Annotated in this window: 19 protein-coding genes and 1 pseudogene; 8 read left to right on the top strand and 12 right to left on the bottom strand. The window is 62.6% G+C overall.

Annotated elements, in window-relative coordinates; genetic code table 11:
* Window positions 1-135 precede the first annotated feature (135 nt).
* Both K323_RS0109190 and K323_RS30025 read left to right on the top strand, forming a co-directional pair.
* Window positions 136-582 carry an SRPBCC family protein gene (locus K323_RS0109190; protein WP_022884994.1) on the top strand — a complete coding sequence of 149 codons (447 nt, stop codon included), beginning with the start codon at window positions 136-138 and terminating at the stop codon, window positions 580-582.
* A 167-nt stretch (window positions 583-749) separates the two neighbouring features.
* Window positions 750-1,277, top strand: coding sequence for a hypothetical protein (locus tag K323_RS30025; RefSeq protein WP_169515620.1), 528 nt, complete (start codon window positions 750-752; stop codon window positions 1,275-1,277).
* Here the strand turns inward: K323_RS30025 and K323_RS30860 are convergent.
* Together K323_RS30860 and K323_RS0109180 are read right to left on the bottom strand one after the other, a co-directional pair.
* Window positions 1,165-1,395, bottom strand: a complete 231-nt coding sequence (locus K323_RS30860; protein WP_084697123.1) for a helix-turn-helix domain-containing protein — start codon at window positions 1,393-1,395, stop codon at window positions 1,165-1,167. The genes K323_RS30025 and K323_RS30860 overlap by 113 nt on opposite strands.
* A 115-nt stretch (window positions 1,396-1,510) precedes the next feature.
* Window positions 1,511-2,920: an HNH endonuclease signature motif containing protein gene (locus K323_RS0109180; RefSeq protein WP_022884992.1), complete on the bottom strand. Its 1,410-nt coding sequence runs from the start codon at window positions 2,918-2,920 to the stop codon at window positions 1,511-1,513.
* 117 nt (window positions 2,921-3,037) lie between these two features.
* Here K323_RS0109180 and K323_RS0109175 point away from each other — a divergent pair.
* The 4 genes and pseudogenes from K323_RS0109175 to K323_RS0109160 form a co-directional block, all read left to right on the top strand.
* Window positions 3,038-3,952 (top strand): annotated as a pseudogene (locus K323_RS0109175) (IS1595 family transposase); the annotation flags it as partial.
* Window positions 3,953-4,190: 238 nt separating this feature from the next.
* Window positions 4,191-5,495: an O-antigen ligase family protein gene (locus K323_RS25205; RefSeq protein ID WP_022884990.1), complete on the top strand. Its 1,305-nt coding sequence runs from the start codon at window positions 4,191-4,193 to the stop codon at window positions 5,493-5,495.
* Between the two features lie 9 nt (window positions 5,496-5,504).
* Window positions 5,505-6,809 carry an O-antigen ligase family protein gene (locus tag K323_RS0109165; RefSeq protein WP_022884989.1) on the top strand — a complete coding sequence of 435 codons (1,305 nt, stop codon included), beginning with the start codon at window positions 5,505-5,507 and terminating at the stop codon, window positions 6,807-6,809.
* Window positions 6,810-6,961: 152 nt separating this feature from the next.
* Window positions 6,962-8,065, top strand: a complete 1,104-nt coding sequence (locus K323_RS0109160; RefSeq protein WP_022884988.1) for a glycosyltransferase family 4 protein — start codon at window positions 6,962-6,964, stop codon at window positions 8,063-8,065.
* 134 nt (window positions 8,066-8,199) lie between these two features.
* Here the strand turns inward: K323_RS0109160 and K323_RS0109155 are convergent, their stop codons facing one another.
* The 10 genes from K323_RS0109155 to K323_RS25195 form a co-directional block, all read right to left on the bottom strand.
* Window positions 8,200-8,826: a Fic family protein gene (locus tag K323_RS0109155; protein ID WP_022884987.1), complete on the bottom strand. Its 627-nt coding sequence runs from the start codon at window positions 8,824-8,826 to the stop codon at window positions 8,200-8,202.
* Window positions 8,827-9,117: 291 nt separating this feature from the next.
* Entirely contained in the window at window positions 9,118-9,675 is a 558-nt protein-coding gene (locus K323_RS0109150) for a hypothetical protein (protein ID WP_157509395.1), read from the bottom strand.
* Window positions 9,676-9,697: 22 nt separating this feature from the next.
* The gene (locus K323_RS0109145) at window positions 9,698-10,885 is read right to left on the bottom strand and encodes a DegT/DnrJ/EryC1/StrS family aminotransferase (protein ID WP_022884985.1); all 1,188 of its coding nucleotides are present in this window, start codon (window positions 10,883-10,885) and stop codon (window positions 9,698-9,700) included.
* Between the two features lies 1 nt (window position 10,886).
* Window positions 10,887-11,849 carry an NAD-dependent epimerase/dehydratase family protein gene (locus K323_RS0109140; RefSeq protein ID WP_022884984.1) on the bottom strand — a complete coding sequence of 321 codons (963 nt, stop codon included), beginning with the start codon at window positions 11,847-11,849 and terminating at the stop codon, window positions 10,887-10,889.
* Window position 11,850: 1 nt separating this feature from the next.
* Entirely contained in the window at window positions 11,851-12,882 is a 1,032-nt protein-coding gene (gmd, locus tag K323_RS0109135) for a GDP-mannose 4,6-dehydratase (protein ID WP_022884983.1), read from the bottom strand.
* A 310-nt stretch (window positions 12,883-13,192) separates the two neighbouring features.
* A complete protein-coding gene (locus K323_RS0109130) occupies window positions 13,193-14,140 on the bottom strand; it encodes a sugar phosphate isomerase family (protein ID WP_022884982.1) in 948 nt (315 codons plus the stop codon).
* Complete coding sequence (locus K323_RS25200; protein WP_022884981.1) at window positions 14,133-15,263, bottom strand: ABC transporter permease; 1,131 nt, start codon at window positions 15,261-15,263, stop codon at window positions 14,133-14,135. Before K323_RS25200 ends, K323_RS0109130 begins: the two co-directional genes overlap by 8 nt.
* Entirely contained in the window at window positions 15,260-16,027 is a 768-nt protein-coding gene (locus K323_RS0109120) for an ATP-binding cassette domain-containing protein (protein ID WP_022884980.1), read from the bottom strand. The genes K323_RS25200 and K323_RS0109120 overlap by 4 nt, the downstream gene beginning before the upstream one ends.
* An 11-nt stretch (window positions 16,028-16,038) precedes the next feature.
* Window positions 16,039-17,022 (bottom strand): ABC transporter substrate-binding protein, encoded by a 984-nt coding sequence (locus tag K323_RS0109115; RefSeq protein ID WP_022884979.1) that lies wholly within the window; start codon window positions 17,020-17,022, stop codon window positions 16,039-16,041.
* Between the two features lie 77 nt (window positions 17,023-17,099).
* Window positions 17,100-18,074 carry a Gfo/Idh/MocA family protein gene (locus K323_RS25195; protein ID WP_022884978.1) on the bottom strand — a complete coding sequence of 325 codons (975 nt, stop codon included), beginning with the start codon at window positions 18,072-18,074 and terminating at the stop codon, window positions 17,100-17,102.
* A gap of 171 nt (window positions 18,075-18,245) precedes the next feature.
* Between K323_RS25195 and K323_RS0109105 the strand changes: the two genes are divergently transcribed.
* A complete protein-coding gene (locus K323_RS0109105; protein ID WP_022884977.1) occupies window positions 18,246-19,478 on the top strand; it encodes an ROK family transcriptional regulator in 1,233 nt (410 codons plus the stop codon).
* A complete protein-coding gene (locus tag K323_RS25190; RefSeq protein ID WP_084697121.1) occupies window positions 19,393-20,184 on the top strand; it encodes a PIG-L deacetylase family protein in 792 nt (263 codons plus the stop codon). Before K323_RS0109105 ends, K323_RS25190 begins: the two co-directional genes overlap by 86 nt.
* Window positions 20,185-20,187 lie beyond the last annotated feature (3 nt).

Below are 20,187 nucleotides of genomic sequence, written 5' to 3'. Positions count from 1 at the left end.
CGATCCGTCTGACGCAATGAGTTGTCCACCAATCGCCTGGGAGGCGACATCCGTCATTAAATTCGAACAGTGAATTCAGACCGGGACTATTCTGACACCAGGCGCGCAGTTGTGAACCCAGCAGAGGAAACCACGATGGCCGTGAACTACCGTTCGATGTCCTGCACACCAGAGCATGTCTTTGAGGTGCTCGCCGATGGCTGGTTGTATCCCAGTTGGGTGGTCGGTGCGTCGCGTATGCGCGATGTCGATGAGTCGTGGCCGCAGACGGGCAGCAGGCTGCACCACTCGGTTGGGGTGTGGCCGCTGTTGCTCAACGATTCGACGTCGGTGCTCGAGTGGGATCCGCCGCGCCGCGCGCTGTTCAAGGCGCGCGGTTGGCCGGCTGGTGAGGCCGATGTTGCGATCGAGGCCAAGGAGACGGCAAACGGATGCCTGGTGCGCATCGTCGAGGACGCCGTCGCCGGCCCAGCACGCGTGCTTCCGAAATTTGTGCGTGAGGCCGTTCTTGTGCCACGCAACGCCGAGACGCTTCAGCGGCTGGCGTACCTGGCGGAGGGCCGTGCCGGCCGCGCTCACTGACACGGCTCAGCTCGAGATATTCGGTCACCGAGCAGGCGCAAATACCCCCAGTTTGCGCTGGCTTCCCCTGCCTGCATCGCCGTGCGCTAGGTTCTGAGGAAAGTGACCTTCATGGGTCGCCGCGACACGCGCGTTGCCTACGAGCACGTCTAACCGAAAGACGCCCCATGACTGCACAACATGTCTCGCACCCCGACGGTCGACGGCCACACAGACGTGGTGGACATTGGAGCGGATTGGCGCTGGTCACGGCGGGTCTGCTCGCACTGACCGGATGTGTCGCCGGAGGCTCCACATCGGCAGCTTCCACGAACACACCAACCTCGACCGCGACGCCGGATGCGTCGGCCGCTACGACGGATGCCTCGGCGTGCGTGCCCGACCCGCAGGCCGTGATCGACCTGAAGCCGAGCAAGGCGTCCTCCGGCGACGTACCCAGCGAGCTGGCAGCAACGCTCGATGCGGCCGCGTCTGCGGCGTTCGAGGCGACGGCGGCTCCGGGCGCTGTCGTGGGAGTGCGCACTCCGGAAGGCACCTGGATCAAGGCATACGGTGTCGCGGACACCGCGACCAGCGAGGCGCTCACGCCCGACGAGTTTCCGGGTCGAAATCGAGCCAGTTGCGATTCACCAGCGTCTGCAGTAGTGCGTGTGAGCTGGATCTCGGAATGCCAAGTTCACCCACGATGTCGTTGAACCGCGCAGATCCCCGGTCTGCGACGTACCCGATGATGGCGAGTGCACGGTCCGCGGACTTGACTGACGACGGGGCCACTCCCGTCGGCTCATCGCTCGTCATCCGTGACGTTGTCATCGGGCCATCCTCTCACCGCAAGCCGCTCACACCTCAGCGACAGGCTTCATATGTATGAACTTAGTCTCCATTCCTGAAACCTCTACGTCGATACCTGTCGTTGGGCGGAGTTCTCTTAGGCGGCTGACTTGGGTGGTCTGATTTTGCCGCCGCGGCGGGGTTTCTGGTGGATGTCGATCGATGGTGGTGGGATGAACCAGGGCACGTTGTCGATGACTGTGATCGACCAGCCTTGGTTGTGGATCATGTGGTGGTGCGGGCTGCAGAGCAAAATCCCGTTGGCGAGGTCGGTTGGGCCGCCGTGGGCGTTCCACCACTCCAAATGGTGCCCTTCGGTGTAGACCGGCGCCCGGTCGCAGTCGGGGTGGGCGCAACCGCCATCGCGTTCGGCCAGGGCGAGCTTCTGGCCCCGGGAGAACAGTCTCCTCGAGACACCGAGGTCAAGAACCTGGGAGTCGCCGCCGAGGACGGCGGGAATGAGTTCCGCTTCGGCGGCCATCCTGCGTGCGGTCCCGGCGCTGATGGGCTGCTCGACACCGTCGATCTGCGCTTCCCCGAGCCCGGTCATCAGGGCGTCGAGGTCCATCCGGATCACCATCGTGGTGGTCGCTGCTGGTCCCATGCTCTCGGGGCTCGACAACCCGAACCGGAGGAGATCGGTCACGGCGTCGGCGGCCTTCTGCGCGAACGTACGCGTGTCGAGTTCCTGGTGCTGGTCGTCGCACCCGTCGGCGCCCTGGCTGGCTTCGAAGCGGGGCTTGCGGAGGTCGGCACCCACGTGCCCATTCACCCAGGCGTCCATGAACCCTGCGGTGACGGGGTCGGCGTCAAGGACGTAGCGGACCATGCCGTCTCGCCGGTTGATCCTGGACAGGCCCCGCTTGGTGACCAGTTCTTCTTCGCGGGGCGCGACACCATCGGTGTCGAGGCGATCCCTCGTGTGAATGGCGAGCTTCCGGACTAAATCCGGCGCGTGCTCGGCGGCGAAGTCGACCAGGAACTCTTCTGCGATGGCGAGGTCCTCGGGGTCGGCGTTGAGTTTGGCTTCGTCCAGGTTCGATACGATCACCGCCGCCGAGTCCACCGGCAGCACCCCGGCGTCCAGCGCGGCCGCGACGGCCGGGTAGGGGACGGGGAGGCGCTCTCCGAGCAGTGATACCGGTGCGGTGGTGGCGGTGCCGACCCGGATCAGCCTGGCAGCTTCGGCCATGGTGATCCGGCCCCGATCCGCGAGCAGCTGGGTGGCGTTGCGGCTCCCCGACCGTTTCGCCAAGCTGTCCGCCCCCAACGAGGAACGGGAACTGTGATCGACCGAGGCGGCCAGGCGGGCCAAGAACGCGTACTCGTCGCGGATCACCGCGAACCCCGCTTCGATCGCCCGCACCACACCGGCGTCACTCATTCCGGCGACCTGCGCGTCAACATCCGCCCCGCCGGTCGCGGTCGGGAACACACAGGCGCCCTCCCACACCGCGGCGAACGTTTCCGTGTCGGTGAGGAGCTGTGCGGTGGGGGTGTGTGGCATGGGTCAAGTCTCCCACAATGCGAACGTTAATACCAGTGTTTGTGCGCACTTTCATGCGTGAGTTTCGAATCTGTATTCTGCATATCTGGTTGAGTGCAGTAAAGTTGGTGGATGGCCATGGAGTCTGTTGGCGGGGTCGATTTTCCGCGGACGTATCAGGAGTTCCGGGACTGGTTTCCCGATGACGCTGCGTGTGTGGCGTATGTCGAGAGGCTGCGCTGGCCGGACGGTTTCGTCTGCCCCCGCTGTGAGACGCCCAAAGGGTGGAGGATCGGCACGGGAGCGTTCATGTGTGCCGGGTGTGGTTTGAAGACCTCAGCGACGGCAGGGACGATCTTCCATCGCTCGCATACGCCGTTATCGACCTGGTTCGCAGCGATGTGGTTCATCACCTCGCAGAAGACGGGGATCTCGGCTCTGGCGCTGCAGCGACAGTTCGGCTTCGGGTCGTATGAGACCGCGTGGGCGTGGATGCAGAAGTTGCGCCGCGCGATGGTGCGTCCGGACCGGAGCAAGCTCTCCGGCGTCGTGGAGTTGGACGAGACCTTTGTTGGCGGCCGTTCCACGGGACGCATGGGCGCTTCGACGGGCAAAGTGCCGGTGATGATCGCCGTCGAGCGGGTCGATAACCGCAAGCTCGGCAGGGTCCGCTTCGGTATCGACTCTGCCCCGGGCAGCAAGGAGCAGATCGCCTTCGCCCAGCGCGAGATCGAGCCGGGGACACACATCCAGACCGACGGCGCGCGTGTGCTGCGCCGCCTCGCTGACCTCGGCTACGAGCACAGCTACGCAACCGGGTACAACTCCCCAGATATCAGCGCCGAACTCCCCGGCGTCCACCTGGTCGCCAGCCTCCTGAAACGCTGGATCACCGGCACCCTGCAACACCACGTAACCGTGGAACACCTGCCGTATTACCTCGACGAATACGCGTTCCGGTTCAATCGGCGCGACTCCAAATCACGCGGCATGCTCTTCTATCGGCTCCTCCAACAAGCCGTCATCACCGAACCCACGACCCTCAGCGACCTCTACAAAATCTAACTGCACTCAACCAGATATGCAGAATCTGTATTCGAATAGTGTTTCTTGGGGGTTGATTGCTGCTCGGGCCGGTTTCGTAGTCGCCGCTTCGTTCCTCAGCGGCTCCTCAACCAGCGAAGTTGGGTGCCGAAGTTTGAGGGCGCGAACGGCGATTCCCGGCGCCGCGGCGGAGGAACGCGCGGCGGGGAGCGAGGGTTGCGCAGCCCGCCCCAGTATCCTGAGAAACATGCCAGCAGTCCGCAGCCGCTTCGTTGTTCGCACGTTTGCGGTCTTCGTGCTGTTCACGGTTCTGGCGGGCCAGTTCTGGCGTAATCTGCTGGGCTGGTGGGGCTTCGGCGCGATCGCGTTGATCGTCGTGGTCGGCAGCATCATCGGCCTGATCGCCCTGAAACCAGACTGGAAATGGCGCAGGTTCCCGAAGTCACTCGGCGTCTTCCTCCTGCTCGCCACCCTCTCGATTGCCTGGTCGTTCTACCCCGGCGCCAGCGCCATCGGCATCACCCTGCAGTGGGCGACCACCATCGCGGCCCTGTTCATCGCCCTCACCCTCACCTGGGAACAACTCCTCCGCACGCTGGGTGCCGCCCTCCGCTGGGTTCTCGGCCTCTCCCTCCTCTTCGAACTCATCGTCGCCGCCTTCGTGCGCGCCCCGTTGCTCCCGTTCTGGGTCCAGTACGACACCCCAGACGTTCCCAAGGCGTACTACTGGTCTCGCGGCCTCCTCGCGGGCGGCGGGCCCATCGAAGGCATCGTCGCCAACCGCAACCTGCTCGGCTTCATCGCCCTCCTCGCCCTCATCGTCTTCGCCACCCAGCTCGTCGCGAAAACTGTCAGGCGCGGCTGGGGCATCGCCTGGCTCGCGCTCGCCGTGCTTATGCTGGTGCTCACGCGCTCCTCCACCGTCATCGTCGCCGCTCTCGCCGTGGCCATCGTGCTGCTGTTCGCCCTGTGGGCACGCCGGGCGGGGCAACAGGGTCGTCGGCCGGTCTATCTGAGCGCCGCGGCATCCGTTGTCGCAGTGATCACGGCCATCATCGTGGCCGCACCATTCCTGCTGCGTGCGCTCGGCAAGAGCGAAGACCTCACCGGCCGGTTCGACATCTGGGCCAGTGTCACCGACCTCGCCTCGCAGCGTCCGGCGTTCGGTTGGGGCTGGGTCGGTTACTGGGTGCCATGGGTCGAGCCGTTCCAGGGCCTCGCGGTTCGAAAGGGCGTCACCTACCTGCAGGCGCACAACGCCTGGCTCGACGTCTGGCTGCAACTCGGCATCATCGGCATCATCGCCTTCACCGCCCTGGCGCTCTCCACGCTCTGGCGCTCCTGGTTTCTCGCGGTCGATCGCCCTCGATTCGGGCTCGCCGACAATGCGCCGTACCCGGCTTCCGCGCTGATGCCGCTCCTGATCACGACCGCTCTGCTCGCCCAGGGTGTCGCCGAGAGCCGGCTGTTGATCGAGTACGGGTGGCTGCTCCTGGTGGTGCTCGCGGTCATGACCAAGCGGCAACAGGGCGCAGCCCTGCGGATGCCGTAGGCCAGCGAGATGATTCCCGAGACGAACTTTCCCACAGCGGCGGCCCTCCGGCGAGTCTTCGAGTCCCCGAGATTCGCGGCATCCCTGACCCACGCGATTCTGGCGGTGGCATTCTCCACCCATCTCGTGCGCAGCGTCATGGGTTGGGCAGGACTCATCGGAATCCTCGCCGGCATGGTCATCCTCGCCGGCGTCTCGCTCATCGCGCGACGCAAGCACATCGAATGGCACGGGCTGCTCCCGATCTCGATCCTGGTCTTCGTCGCGTGGACGGCGCTGTCGGCGGTGTGGAGCGGGTACACGTTCACGACGCTCGGAGGGATCGCTTATCAAATCGCCTTCGGCTTCCTCGCCCTCTACATCGCGCTTGTGCGCGACACCATCCAGATCGTGCGCGCCACCGGAGACGTGCTGCGCATCCTTCTTGGCCTGTCGATCGCGCTCGAGGTGCTCTCCGGCCTGCTTCTCGACCTGCCGATCACCTTCCTCGGCATCGAAGGCAACATCGGCTCCATGGGACCGATCCAGGGCGTGTTCGGCTCTCGCAACACCTTCGCCCTCATCGCGCTGATCGCCGCGGTCACGTTCATCATCGAGATCCGTGCGCGTTCGGTGCGTCACCTCGTTGGCGTCGGCTCGCTCTGGCTGGCCGGTATCAGCCTGGTGCTCACCCGTTCCCCCGTGATCGGCACCGCCGCCCTGGTTGTTGTGGTGGCTGCGCTGGCGCTGTTCGTCTTGCGACGCACGCCGGTCGAGGGGCGATGGATGCTGCAGCTCGGCTTGCTCGGCGCGACCGTCGTCGCCGCAATCGCAGCGTGGCTCGGACGCTCCCGCCTGATCGACCTCCTGAACGCGGGCAGCGAGTTCGAGACCCGGTACTTCCTCTGGCAGGAGATGTGGCGCCTCGTGGGACTTCATCCCCTCGAAGGGTGGGGGTGGACCGGGTACTGGCCGCAGGACGTGACCCCATACGGCTGGCTGGAGTTCGTGTCGAATCGCGAGCTCGGTTCTGGTCTGAACGCCTTTCTCGATGTCTATTTCCAGCTCGGACTGGTCGGGTTCGTCTCCTTTGTCGCCCTGCTCGGGCTGGCGTTCGTGCGCTCCTGGGTACTCGCCTCGAACAAGCGCTCCCTGGTGTTCGTCTGGCCGGCACTGATCCTGGTCATCCTGCTGGTGGTGTCTGCCGCGGAGAGCACCATCCTGGTCGAGTTCAGCTGGCTGCTGCTGATCATCTGTTCGGTGAAGGCCGCGCAGAACCAGAGCTGGCGCAGCTACCTCGCGTTGAAGCCGCGACCGCTGGATGACGACGAGTAGACGCGTCCGCCTTCAGAACCTGGCTGCCTCAGATTGTGATTGCAGAGACGTTGGCGCTCACTTTGCACGGCGCTGGCTGAGCTGACCAGCGAAGACGAGAGTGCTTCCGACGGAATCGGCGCCCACCTCACGAATTGCTAGGCTTTCACGTTATGCCTAAAGTTCTCGTCGACCTGCTGTCCTACACCGGCACAAAGGGCGGTATGGAAACGTACGCGCGCGAGCTCTACCGGGAGATCGGCGCGGCAAACAGTGAGTTCGAATTCGTCGGCCTGGCCAGCAAGGAAGGCTACAAGCTCGACCAGAGTTGGTTTCCCGGTGAGATCATCGATTCCGGCATCAGCGGCGAGAACCGGTTCATCTGGGCGTTCGGCGAGTTGCTGATGGTCACCCGCTGGGCGAAGAAGCTCGGTGCAGACCTGATCCACTCCCCCGCCACGCTCGGCACCATGCGGCGCGCGGTTCCCAGCGTGGTCACCATGCACGACATGCTCTATTGGAGCCACCCAGACCTGATGTCGACCGGTCTCTACACCGGCCCGGTGAAATGGATGGAACGCCGCGCGTCGAAGGCGGCCACCCGCGTGCTCACGATCAGCGATGTCTCCCGTGACGAGATCCTGACGTTCTTGAAGGTTGACCCGTCGCGCCTCGATGTCGTGCCGTTGGCCGGTACGGTGTCGCCGTCGTCTGATCGTTCGCAGTACGACGCAACGGCCCAGGGCATGATCCTGGCGACTGGTAACCGTCGCCCGCACAAGAACTGGGGCGGACTCATCCGTGCTCTCCCGCTGGTCGACGAGTCGATTCGCCCGCGTCTGGTCATCACCGGCAGTCACGGAGACGACCCGCTACGCCCGATCGTCGACGAGGTCGGCATGCAGGACTGGGTGGAGCTGAAGGGTTGGGTTACGGCGGAGGAGCTCGAGAAGCTCTACTCGACCGCCACAGTGATGGCCATGCCGTCGTTCTGCGACGGATTCTGCCTCCCCGCGCTCGAGTCGATGATGGCCGGTCTGCCCGTCATGCTCTCCGACATCCCGGTCTACCGCGAGGTCGCCGCAGACGCCGCCCTCTACTTCGAACCGACCGATCCTGCATCGATCGCGAAGGCGATCACACAAGCGGTGACGGATGCCGCCGGCATGCGCGAGCTGGTCGAGCGAGGTTATGAGCGGGCACGGGTGTTCTCGTGGCAGAAGACCGCGGCCGGCACGCTCGACACGTTCCGCACGGCCCTCGCCGACCGAAGCTAGCCGGTAAAAGCAGCCGTAGCAGACTGACGCCGCTCCTCGGCCAGAGCAGGCGCGGACCAACAATCCCTGCGATCGCTGACCAAGCGCCCGCGCCTCCGCAGCGTCGTCACAGGCGGAAAATGATTGCTCTCCCCTCAGTAGCCGAGGGGCGTGGTGCCGATGAAAATAGCCAACTCGGTCGGATCGCGGTGTCCGTCATACCGACGGAGCAGGTCAATGTAGCGACGCTTATCGACTTGCCAGTCGTACAACTCAGGCACTTCGGAGTCCTGCGCTGCTGCGAACACGAGGTCCGCCATCAGGCGCGTCGTGCGACCGTTGCCGTCGGTGAACGGGTGAATCCTCACGGTCTCGGCGTGCGCAGCAATGCCGAGTACGCGCGGGGTCCAGTCCTCGGTGTGGTGCCAGCGATAACTCATCGTCTCGATAGCGCCCAAAAGCTCGACAGCGATCATCTCCGGGGCGACACCAATGTTCAGCTCCTCCTTACGGAAGACGCCCGCCCACGTCCAGATATCGCCGTAGAGGCGACGGTGCAGTTCGCGGACGAAACGATCGGTCAGCAGGTCGTCAAGGCCCAGGCTGCCATCCAGCACAGAGGTCAACAGCACCTCGGCGACTTCCTCTTGCACAGCTTGCTCAAGGTCGTAAACTGTGGCTTTGGTGAGCGGCTCGCCCAGGACTTCTCGTACGGCCGGAAGGAGGGCACCCAGTTCGTCGTCGGGGACCGGCGTCTCACCATAGCCCGGTGCGAAGGGCATCAGCCGCGCTGGCGGCGTTCGACCAAGAACTGCGAGACGCGCTCCGAGCGCACAAACCCTGTGGGAACGGTACGACGTTCAAGTTGCGCCGACGCTTTGGTCGACCGAATGGCGGACCGTTTCACCGCATCCTTATTAGCGACACGACGCTCCATGAGTTGCACCTCCACCCGTACTGTTCCTTGTAAATCCAGCTTACCCCGCACCACAGGCTCAGAGGATAAAGATTCACCTCGCAACCTACCTACCCTCGGAATCCACGTCCACTCCGAAACATTGGAAACGACTTTCTCAGCTCGCGAGCGCAGGCACGAACTCCGCGAACCCCGCGTAGCTGATGTAGGTGAGCAACCCGTCACGATAGACGAAGCCAGCGCCTGTCGAGTTGTCAGTTTCAGGTTCGGTCAGGTACCCAGCGACCTTGCTGTCGTCTGGGGCGAAACCGGCTGCGAGGAGTTCCGACTTCCGCTGCTCCCAGTCCGTTTCGGTCATCGCGAGTTGTCCTACAACAACACTGACGTCGCCCTGATTTCCCCAACTGCAATAAAGGCCGCCCGCGTCGATCAGGAACTGGATGTATGGCTGCACATACACGTCACGAGGTATCAGGTTGCTCGACGCCAGGTCGGCGTGACCCTCCGGGCTGATGAGGGTGTCACAGCTTTCGGCTTGCAAGGCGGCAGCAGCAGTCGGTGCCGTTGTGGGTTCCGGAGTGGCGCTTGGCGCGCTCTCAGAACTGGACGGAGTCGAAGTAGGCTCGGGGGCGCTCGCCGCACAGCCGCTCAATAATGCAGAGGCCGTGAGCCCCGCGACAACGATTCCGATTGCGGCAATGCGTCGATTCCCCATGGGGGAACCCTATCGACTGAAATCAGTCCGACAGCCCGCTCAGAGTCGAGTGGAGCAAATCGATACCCGACTCCACCGGGAAGTGGTGGTTACCCACGAAGAGACCGTCTTCGTGAATCTTGTCTGCCGCGGGCAGCGACTCGGGCACGACCGCGTCGAGATAGCCCATCACCGGGTTGCGGGTGAAGTTGCCGGCCACAATTGGTCGCACCTCTATACCGGCCGCGGTCAGCGCCTTCACGACCTCCGCACGCCGACCGGCAAGGGCGCCCTCCAGTACCAGGGAGAACCCGAACCAGCTGCTCTCTCCCGTCTCCTTCTGAATGCGCACCGTCTCCAGGCCACTGAGCTTCTCCTGGAAGTACCGGGCATTCGCCCGACGCCCCTCAACCAGCGCCGGAATCTTCTTCAGCTGCTCAATACCGAGCGCACCCGACATTTCCAGCGGCCGCACGTTGTAACCGGGCAGCACAAACCGGAACAGGTCGTCGAACAACTCACCAGACTTGTCGTGTACATGGTTCTCCACCGGCAGCTCACGGGTCCAGCCGTGCGCACGCAGCGAGATCATCTCCTGGTAGAGCTGCTCGTCATCGGTGAGGATGACCCCGCCCTCCATCGTGGAGATGTGGTGCGAGAAGAACGCGCTGAACGTGCCAAGAATCCCGGCGGTGCCGGCGTAGACACCGGCATCCTTCGCGCCAAGCGACTCGCAGTTGTCTTCAAGCAGCACCAGGTCGTGCTGCTTGGCGATCGCGCGCAGCCGAGTGAAGTCGTTCGGGTTGCCCAGCAGGTTGACCGCGAAGATCGCTTTGGTGTTCGGCCCGATGGCTGCTTCGGCGAGGTCGAGGTCCATATTCAGGGTGTCGATGTCAATGTCAACGAACTTGAGCTTCAGGCCGTACTGGTGCAGCGGGTAATACGTCGTCGCCCATGACACGGCAGGCACAAGCACTTCGTCGCCGGCAGACAGGTCGATGCGCGGGTCGAGCACGGCCGCCGCGATCGCGATGAGGTTCGCGCTGCTGCCGGAGTTGACCATCACGCCAAACTTCGCGCCAAAGTGGGCCGCAAACTCGCGTTCGAACTGGGCGACCAGCGGCCCCATGGTGAAACGCCCCTTGGCGATCACGGACTGGAGCGCCGCGTATTCGGCGTCGTCCCACGAAGAGGTGGCGAGCGGGAAGGCCGGCTCGGAGTTTTCGGTCATGTCATCGCCTTCGTTCAGTGGTGCTGTCTGCGTCAGTGGATGTGTGCTGGTCTGCCAGAAACTTCTCGTAGCTGGCGGCCATGCCTGACTCAATCGTGGTCTGCGGGTTCCAGCCGAGGGCACGGGCGCGCGAGGAGTCGAGCAGGCGTTGAGGCACACCGCTCGGCTTGCTGGTGTCAAAGCTGAAGGCGCCGGTGTATCCGACAACCGCCTTCGCGGCTTCGTAGTATTCGGCAATGGAGTGGTCGACACCGCATCCGAGGTTCAACACCTCCGGCCACTCCCCCAGCGACCCGACCTGGTCGACCAGCCATGCGGCCAGGTCGAGCACATAGGTGAACTCGCGCCGGGCGGTGCCGTCGCCCCAGACCTCGACCATGTCGTCACCGTTGGTGTGCGCGGCGTGGATCTTCGCGATCGCGGCCGCCACCAGATGCCCGTGGCCGAGGGAGTAGTCGTCGTTCGGCCCATACAGGTTCGACGGCGCGGCTACCCGGTAGTTGTAGCCGAACTGCCGGCTGGCATAGGCGCAGACCTTGCCGGCCGCGATCTTGGCGAGCGCGTAGCCCTCGTTGGCGTTCTCGAGCGCGCCGGTGAGCAGGTCGTCTTCGCTGATGGGCTGGTCGACGGATGCCGGATAGATCGCGCCGCTCGAGATGTAGAGCAGTTCGGGAATCTCGAGGTCGATCGCCGCGGAGAGCACGCTGGAGTCGAGAAGCAGGTTGTCGAGCAGGTACGGCGTCGGCTGGGCGATCTTCGCCTGGATGCCGCCGACCTTCGCCGCGGCGTGAATGATGGCGTCGGGCTTCCTGCGCTCGATGAACGCGTGCGTCTGGGCGCGGTCGCGCAGGTCGGCGTCACTCCTGGTGGCCACCACGAGATCGTCGTCTGGGCGCTGGGTGTGCCAGCGTTCCGCGATGCTCGACCCGAGCATCCCGCCGCCGCCGGTGAGTAGAACGCGCAATCTAGGCGAGCTTCACCGGGGTGTCGACATAGTGCCGGCCCTCGATCTCGAGGGCGGCGATGTCGGCGTCGACCATGATCTCAGCGAGCTTCGGCGTGAGCACCTTGGGGGTCCAGCCGAGCAGGTTCTCGGCCTTCGAACGGTCGCCGATCAGCGAGTCCACCTCGGTGGGGCGCAGGTAGCGCTCGTCGAACTTCACGTACTTCTCCCACTCGAGGCCGGCGCGCTCGAACGAGAACTGGAGGAAGTCCTTGACGGTGTATGCCGCGCCGGTGGCGATGACGAAGTCTTCGGGCTGGTCGTGCTGCAGCATCCGCCACATTGCATCGACGTACTCTGGGGCGTATCCCCAGTCGCGCACCGAGTCGAGGTTGCCCATGTAGAGCTCCGACTGCTGGCCAGCGGCAATGCGGGCGACGGCGCGGGTGATCTTGCGGGTGACGAAGGTGCCGCCGCGGCGCGGGGACTCGTGGTTGAACAGGATGCCGTTGCAGGCGAACATGCCGTAGGCCTCGCGGTAGTTGCGAGTGATCCAGTACGAGTACACCTTGGCAACGCCATACGGCGAGCGCGGGTAGAACGGGGTGTCTTCGTTCTGGGGCGGCGGGGTGGCGCCGAACATCTCGGAGCTGGAGGCCTGGTAGAACCGGCATTCGAGGCCGCTGGCCCGAATAGCCTCAAGTAGACGGATGGTGCCGAGGCCGGTGGTGTCTCCTGTGTATTCCGGCTCGTCGAAGCTGACCCGCACGTGTGACTGGGCGGCGAGGTTGTAGACCTCGTCTGGCTGAATCTCGGTGAGGAGGGTGACCAGCCGGGAGCCGTCGGTGAGGTCGGCGAAGTGCAGGATGAGCCTGTGGTTCTCCGCGTGCGGCTCTTGGTAGATGTGATCGATGCGATCGGTGTTGAAGGTCGACGAGCGACGGATGAACCCGTGCACCTCGTAGCCCTTTTCGAGCAGGAGTTCGGCGAGGTAGCTGCCGTCTTGACCGGTGATTCCGGTGATCAGCGCTCTCTTGGGGCGTGTCTCGCTCATGTGTATCCGTTCCGCAGTCGTCTGGGGCGAACGAAGCCGGATCACGGCCTCTCGCAAACGTGCCTAGCTTACCGGAGCGGCGCTGGTGAGTCCCCTGAGCCGGATGCGGCAGAGGATGGCTCCGCCCCGGCGAACCTGCCCTCCGGCTGGCGCCCGAATGTTTCGTCGGAGTGGAACCGGGCGGCGTCGACGGCAAGGAAGCACGGCCTCGCATCGCGCGCGGCCGTGCTTCTCTCCTGGTGCAGCAGTGCTGAGCACTGTAATCACTCGTCGCGAGACACGTAACACTCGGGGCATTGTCGCTCAGATGTCAGGCCATCGAGACTTCGACGTTGTCTGCAACATTTCCTCGCAGCGTGTAGCTCGTGGGAGCCAGTTGCAGTAGCGACCCGGGTACGAACTCGGATACCGGCCCATAGGCGACAAGGCGGGCGATGAATCGCTGCCAGGAGTGGCCGCCACCCAAGTCCCCATCGAGCCAGAAACTACGGTGCTTTGCCCCCAGGATCTCAGCTGGACCAATCGTCGCTGCGCGCGGAGGAACCCACGACCAGTCGCTTCCGAAGCTGTGCAGGGCGTTTTGCATAATCGTCATGGGGTGAAGCTCGACCATCCGGGCGCCTTGGGTTTTGTACGTTTCGAGGTCACCACCAAACTCGTGACCGAGTTGGGGCTCCCAGAAAGCGATATGTCCGCCCCAGCCGATTCCACCAAAGCAGACATCCGCGCCACCAAGCTGGGCGATCGAGTCGCTGTAGCCCGGCAAGGTCTCCGTGGTCGGGAAATGAATGTTGGACTCGTCAGGTCGCAGCTCCTCATCGATCTTGAGAAAGAAATTCTCGTACATGGCGCGCTGGAACGAGCCGACCCACGAGTAGGGCGCTGTCTGGCCGTCTTCGTTTGCGTACTCATCCATGTTGAAGGTACGAACATGCTTCAGGGAGATTCGCTCCCGATTGATCCGTTCTGTCGCAATCTCGTACTGTGGCACCGGGCCGCACGGAAGAATCGCGGTGAGCTCGCGACCTTCGTCTCGCGCCTCGACAATGCGATCAACGAGGTCGGTGGCGAACGCGCTGTAGAAGGTCGGAGCGTCGTCGATCACACGTATCGCGAAGTCAGGATTTGAGTGCGAACTAAGCTCTTCGCGGGTGATGGCCCGCACTCTAGCGCATTCGTCGACATCGCGGAACTCGATGAACTTCGCCAGGTTGTAAGTGAACCCATCATCTGACGAGGAGTTGAGGCTCTCAGCCATTGTTGATCCTTTCTTTCGCCCCCGCGGGAGCTGGTGGTGCTGCGCCCAGTGATTCGGTCGCACGGGGTGGAGCAGGGTGTTTCCCTCTTCGAGACGCGCCCTTGCTCCGCGCCCGCCGACGATACTGATCGAAGAAGACAGCGAGAATGAGGACGACCCCCACTGCAAACTCCTGCCAGAACGGCTGGATGCCGAGGATGACGAAACCGTTTTGGAGCACAGCGGGGATGAAGACACCGATCGCTGTTCCCACTACAGATCCGATTCCACCGAACAGGCTGGTGCCGCCGAGCACCACGGCAGCGATGACGGTGAGGTTGTCGGTGGTATGCCCAGCGATCGTCGTTGTGCTGAATCGAGCGAGGCTTAGGAAGCCGCCCAATCCGGCGAGAAGTCCTGCCAGTGCGTACACCTTGATCAGCTGCGGCTTGACGGCTACACCAACGCGCCGTGCACCCTCGGCGTTCGATCCGATCGCCTTGGTGTGACGCCCGAATCGGGTCAATCCGAGGAGCAATGCGCCCAACACCGTGACGACCATAGCGATGATCACGAGCCATGGAATGCCGCCGATAGTGCCAGTCCCAATGGTGTCGGCCAGGATCGTGGGTACATTCCGGTCGTCGACGCCGTTGGTCAAAACTTTGGCGAGTCCGAGCGCGGCACCGAAGGTTCCAAGAGTCACGATCAGCGGTGGTATCCCAAAGACGCCGATGAGCACGCCGTTGAGCGCACCCCACGCCACTCCGCTGAGCAGTGCCACCAAGAGGCCGGCGAAGACACCCAGAAGCCCGGCTTCCGTTCCCCCGAACGCCGACATGACCTGCGCTGAGACAACTCCGGAGAAGACCAAAACCGAACCCACCGAGAGATCAATTCCAGCCGTGATGATCACGAAGGTCATTCCCACGCCCAGCACCAGCAGGATCGCGGCATCCGTGAAGAGACTGCGAACGTTGTACGCACTCGCGAACGTGGTCGGAGCGAGAACTGTGAACGCAATGACGAGAGCGACCAGCGCTCCGAGTATCCAGATGGTCCCGCTCCCGGCAGCGTACTCTCGGACCCTGTTGGCCAGCGTGGGACGGACGGCGGGCGTGTGCTCTGTGGTGGGAGAGCTCATGCGACATCCTCCTGAATGAGTGCACCGGTCATGGCTGCGACAAGGTCTTCGACGGTCGACTGCTGTGCTTCGAATCGCGCCACTCGCTGTCCGAGTCTGAGAACCTCGACTCGATCGGCGACAGCAATCACCTCTGGCATGTTGTGACTGATCAGAACTACGGAGATACCCTTGTCTCGAACCCGACGAATGACGTCGAGCACCTTCTCACGCTGAACTACACCGAGCGCGGCAGTCGGCTCGTCCATGAACACCACTTTCGATGCCCAAGCGATCGAACGCGCTACAGCGACGTTCTGCTTCTGTCCTCCGGATAGCGAGGCGACAGGAGCAGTGAAGCTCAGCAGTTCTGTCCCGAGCTCGCGGAACGCAGCGCGAGCCTCAGATTGCATTCTCGAGTTGTCGAGTACGCCAAGCCATCCGAGTCCCGGTTTGAGAAGCTCGCGACCGAGAAACAGGTTCGCGGCTGGATCGAGGTCGGGCGCCAGCGAAAGATCCTGGTATACCGTCTCGATGCCGAGTGACTGAGCGTGCGTCGGCGAGGTGATCGAAACCGGCTTGCCCTCGAGAAGGACCTCACCTCCGTCTGGCCTATCAGCCCCCGAGAGACATTTGACCAGCGTGCTCTTGCCGGCACCATTGTCACCGATCAACGCGACGATCTCGCCTTCGTAGACATCGAACGATGCTCCGCGGAGTGCCTGGACCTGCCCGAAGGATCGCGTGATGGAGCGTGCTTGAAGGAGTGGTTTTTTACTACTCATGATTCCTTCCGTTAACAAGTTGGCTTGTAGAGGAACTGTGCCGTTTCCTCATCGCCGAGGTTGGCTTTGGTGACGACCTTCAGGGGCGTCGCGATTTTCGCTTCGACATCCACGCCGGTGAACGCATTGTGCAGTTGCTGCACACCCTCATAACCCATGGCGTATGGGCTCTGAGAGACAACGCCGTCAACCTCTCCTGATTCGAGGAGCTTGACCTGCTGAGGTCCGGCGTCGAAGCCGACGACCTTTACATGTCCGGTTGCGCCCGCTTGCTTAAGACCGGTCACAGTTCCGACGACGTTATTGAGGTCGATCCCAAAGACGGCTGCGAGATCAGGGGTAGCGCTCAGTTGTGCGGAGACGATCGATGCAGACTTAGCGGGGTCGTTGTTGTCGTACTCCGTAGCTACAATGTCGATGTCAGGAGAGTTTGTCTCCATCCATGACGTGAATCCGCTGATGCGCTGATCACCAGTGGTGATACCGGGGCGCAGCCCGATGATGAGAACTTGCCCGGTCCCGTCGAGTTCCTCGCTCAGCGTCTGCGCCGCAAGCTCGCCGCCAGCAGTATTGTCGGACGAAATCTGCGAGAGCGAGATACTCGTGTCATCGAGGCTCGTGTCAAGTTCGACGAGCTTGATTCCTGCTTCGGCCATCTGCTTCATCGGCGCTCGAAGCGCAACACTGTCGTCGGGCCCGATGAGAACACCATCGGGATTCTTGGCCGCGACTGAATTGACGTACTTGATCTGTTCAGTGGCATCGAAAGTGCTGGGACCGGTGGTCGAATACTCGTATCCGAGTTCCTTTGCGGCCGCTTCGGCGCCACAGGACTCGCTGCTGGAAAAGTCATTTCCCGTGACTTCCTGAATGAACACGATTGATTTAGTGTCGCCGTTCGATGACTCTCCACCGGCGGCGGAGCAACCAGCGAGGAGACCGATGCTGCCGAGTGCCGTTACGCAAAGCAGAAGGGACTTCTTTGTCATTGCCATATCTCTTTCTGTGTGGGGTGGTGCAGGGGTGGGTATCTGTAGGAGTGAATTCGTGAAGATGAATTTGTGATGCGGGTTCAATCGAGAGCGTTGTGGATGTCTTCGATGGTCTTAGTGATTACGGCACCATGCTCGGCGCCGGGCCCGACGGGGTCTCCGGCGACCAGATGGCGGGCCCACGATTGCACCATCCACTCAGCCATGCCTTGACCGATGCCGTCGACCTGAGCAGAGAGCGCCCAGTGGCTGGCGAAGCGATCGGTCGAGGTATGCAGACCCTGATCGCTCATGTCGATACGCGCAGAGCCCTTTGTGCCAATGACCTCGAGGCGGAAGTCGACGATGTGCGGCGAGCTGGTAGGGAGGATCCAGGACGATCTCAAGTTGACGACGGCACCGCTTTCCAGCTCGACGAGCGCATCCACGCTGTCCCAGGTGTCGATTCCACGAGCAGCGAGAATGCCCTTGTGGCCTCGCGCCGTCGCGCTAGCTGGTGCGCTGTCCGCCAGCCACATCGCGAGATCGAGGGTGTGAGGCATCAAGAACCAACCAGGTGAGCTCTTCGCAGACCAGGAGAGCATCGATTCCGGCACGAAGTAGGTGTTGCTCAAGACGGCCGAAACGGAGACGATGTCTCCCAACTCGCCGCTGTCGATAAGCGCTCGCACTTTAAGGAAATGCGGATTCCATCGGTTCTCGAATGCAACGAGGCAGCTGACGACATTGGTGTTGACTGCGTCCACGATCTGCTGAGCTTCAGCCGAGGTTGTCGCGAGCGGCTTCTCGATCATCAGGTGCAGCCCGGCATTCGCCGCATCGAGTGCGGGCGTGAGGTGCGCGAAGTCCGGGGTGGCGATGACCACTGCGTCCAAGCCCAAGGCGTAGAGCTCCTGATGACTGCTCAACACAGGCCCTACGAAACGTTCTGCAGCGCTCGCGCGTGCCCGATCCGAGAGATCACACATTCCCGCGACCTCGACGTCTGAAACCCGGGACAGTGCCTGCCCATACATTTGGCCGCGTAGTCCGCTGCCGACGATACCAACTCGCACTAGCTCTCCTTTGATTCAATGTGATAAGAAGGTTTCTATCACTTATGAGAGGATATGTCCATCAAGCCAAGAGATTGACAGAAACCTATAAAGATTGTTTTCATATCGACAACCTCCGTTTCCGCCTGTGGAACACTGTCATCACTGCACTCACCACAATTTGGGAGAACCATGATTGAGTCGATTCACGGTGGATCTCCATCTGTGCTCCGGGCACTCAACTTGCGGATGGTGCTTCGCAAGATCAGAGAGAACGGGGCATTATCGAAAGCCGACCTCATGCGCCAGGTGGGCCTCTCGCGACCGACGATCAACGATGTGGTGGCGAGCCTTCTCGCTTCAGGTCTGATCACGAGGGCCCCTGCCGCTCCTGAAGCTCAGAACCATCGACCCGGGCCAGTACGAGATGTCTTCGATTTCAATGCGAAGGCCGGAACGCTTCTGAGCGTGGACGTTGGCGCCGAGAAGACGATCGTCTTGCTCGCGGACATGGCGGGCCGCGTGTTCGCTAAGGATCGCATCCACTCCCGGACGGATCTGACTTCAACCTTCACCATCGGCAAGATCCGGTCATCGATCTCGACTCTTTTGGAGGATCACGGCCTGAAGATCGAGGATCTGCGTCAGGCCGTGATCAGCACTCCGGGCACAATCGATCCCGAATCGGGCCGATTGAAACTGGCACCGCAACTTCCTAGCCTGAACGGTGAGGATGTCGCTGGCCTCCTCGGCCTCACCTGTCCTACAACGATCGACAACGAAATGCGTGCTGCAGTGGTCGGCGAACACTGGCGCGGGGTCGCTCAGGGCGAAGAAGATGTCGTGTATGTCGGACTCGGTGTCGGAATCGGTGTCGGCATGATTCTCCGAGGTGAGTTGTACCGAGGCGTCTCGGGTGCGGCTGGGGAAATCGGCTATCTCACCCTCTGGGACCCAATACCGCGATCAGAAGGTCAATTGGGTCCGTTCGAAGCTTTGGCTGGCGCAGATGCCTTCGCCGCACGCGGTCAGGCTTTGGCGGGAAGCGCCGCTGGTGCGCGCCTGTCCGAGATTGCCGGCGGAGCAGATCGTGTGAACCCATCCACGATAATCGCGGCGGCCGCATCCGGAGATCCAATCGCGCTCGAACTGGTCGATGCGGAGGCGGCGTATATTGCCCGTGCGATCGCGGCGCTCGTCGTCATTCTGGACCCCTCAATGATCGTCGTCGGCGGCGGAATGTCTCAGGCCGGCGAAACCCTCCTCACCCCAGTGCGTAGCCACCTGGAGGAGCTCACGCCCGCAAAGCCCCCAGCGGTGGTGCAGTCGCAGTTGGGCGATGAGGCGGCGGCGATCGGTGCGATTTGCATCGCTGTCTCCGAGAACGACAAGCTCATCGAACGCAGTTTCGGAATTGGAGATTAACGTGAAATACCTCGCCATAAGTGCGCACCCCGATGACCTCGAGATTCTCTGCGCTGGCACATTGCGCCTCCTTGTCGAACGAGGCGACACAGTGACAATGTCGAACATTGCACGGGGCGATGCCGGTTCATTCACCCACACTCCCAACGAAATTGCCGCGATCCGTGCGGCAGAAGGCGCGTCCGGGGCCAGCCTGATCGGTGCCGATTACATCGCGGGGAGTATCAGTGACGGACGCGTGAACGCGGCCGACGAAGGGCAGCGAGAACTCGTGGTCGATTTGATCCGCCGGGTTGCACCCGATGTGATCATCACCCATGCGCCAAACGATTACATGCCGGACCACAACGAAGTGTCGAAGCTCGTGTTCGACGCCGCGTTCACCGCATCGCTGCCCAACTACATCACCGAACACCATGCACACGGCTTTGTTCCCGTGATCTACTACATGGACACCATGGCGGGAGTCGAATTCCTTCCCACTGAGTACGTGGACATCTCAGACACCATCGACGCCAAGCGAGCCGCTTTCACTGAACATCAGAGCCAGCTGACGTGGCTATTAGACCACGACGGCGTCGACATGCTTGAGCAAATCACCACGGTAGCGCGATTCAGGGGGCTGCAATCGGGCGTACACATGGCAGAGGGATTCACGGTGTGCCGTACCTGGTTACGCACGCCAGCAGCGAGACTGCTTCCGTAGATT

Source organism: Glaciibacter superstes DSM 21135, from assembly GCF_000421145.1.
Classification (GTDB): Bacteria; Actinomycetota; Actinomycetes; order Actinomycetales; family Microbacteriaceae; genus Cryobacterium; species Cryobacterium superstes.
This window is presented reverse-complemented; position numbering and strand designations above follow the sequence as displayed.